The organism is Candidatus Paracaedibacter symbiosus (genome assembly GCF_000757605.1).
GTDB classification, from domain to species: domain Bacteria; phylum Pseudomonadota; class Alphaproteobacteria; order Paracaedibacterales; family Paracaedibacteraceae; genus Paracaedibacter_A; species Paracaedibacter_A symbiosus.
This window is the reverse complement of record NZ_JQAK01000037.1, coordinates 2,331-3,378: the sequence shown is the minus strand read 5'-3', so window position 1 is coordinate 3,378 and position 1,048 is coordinate 2,331. Positions and strand designations below refer to the sequence as shown.

The window sequence follows — 1,048 nt, the reverse complement described above, 5'->3', positions numbered from 1 at the left end:
GGAAGTTCCTTACCATTCATCTCTATATATTTGCGACGATTTTCTATATAGCGAGATAATGTTCCTTGCCGAGCATCAATATCGATTGATCCTACTTTAAAACCAAGCCTTAAAAGATGAACTATAAGATGCATTGAAAGTGTAGACTTTCCGGTCCCTCCTTTTTCATTTCCTAAAACGATGATATAGGGCTTTTCTTGTGCATTCATCTCATTTTCTCCTTAAGATTCTTCACTTTTCATTAGTGAGCCTTTATGCATAAACCATCCTGCTATAATAATACCGATGGTTACTAAGCTCACTATAATTGTTGCTAGAGCATTTATAACAGGACTGATACCTGTGCGTACGCTTGAAAAGACAAGCATAGGCAAAGTGGTAGAACCAGGGCCTGAGAGAAAGCTTGCGAGCACTACGTCATCTAACGACAAAGTAAAGGCAAGTAACCAGCCAGCTGCAATTGATGGAAATATTAAAGGAAGCGTTATTTTAAAAAATACAGTAATTGGGCGTGCGCCTAGGTCTAAAGCGGCTTCCTCTAACTGTCTATCAAATTCAAGAAGACGCGCACGAACAATCACGATAACATAAGCAATTGTTAAAGTAACATGTCCCAAAGTAATTGTTGTAATCCCTCGCTCTTTCGGCCACCCAATAGTTTGCTGAAGCACAACAAAAAAAAGTAATAAAGCAAGGCCTGTAATAACTTCTGGCATAACTAAAGGAGCTGTTACAAGACCATTAAAAAAAGTTCTTCCTTTAAATGATTGAAATCTTACTATAACAAGAGCTGCAACTGTTCCTATAATCACAGAGATAGTCGCAGTCAGAAGGGCAATCTTTAAGCTTAATAAAGCTGAAGTAAGTATCATTTTATTAGAAAAAAGTTCGTAATACCATTTTAAAGAAAATTCTGACCATTCCGTGACACTTTGTGCTTTGTTAAATGAAAAAAGCAATAAGACTTAATATAGGTAAATATAAAAATGCATACCCAAATACCATAAAAGTTAAGAGAAAAGGTCTTTTAGAAAAAGTCACTTTAATC

At 35.9% G+C, this 1,048-nt stretch carries 2 protein-coding genes; both read right to left on the bottom strand.

Annotated elements, in window-relative coordinates; translation table 11 throughout:
- Positions 1-209: division plane positioning ATPase MipZ (locus tag IG80_RS0112040; RefSeq protein ID WP_032114268.1), on the bottom strand; the 209-nt coding region annotated here is incomplete at its 3' end.
- Positions 210-221: 12 nt separating this feature from the next.
- Positions 222-872 carry an ABC transporter permease subunit gene (locus tag IG80_RS12950; protein ID WP_232224434.1) on the bottom strand — a complete coding sequence of 217 codons (651 nt, stop codon included), beginning with the start codon at positions 870-872 and terminating at the stop codon, positions 222-224.
- Positions 873-1,048 lie beyond the last annotated feature (176 nt).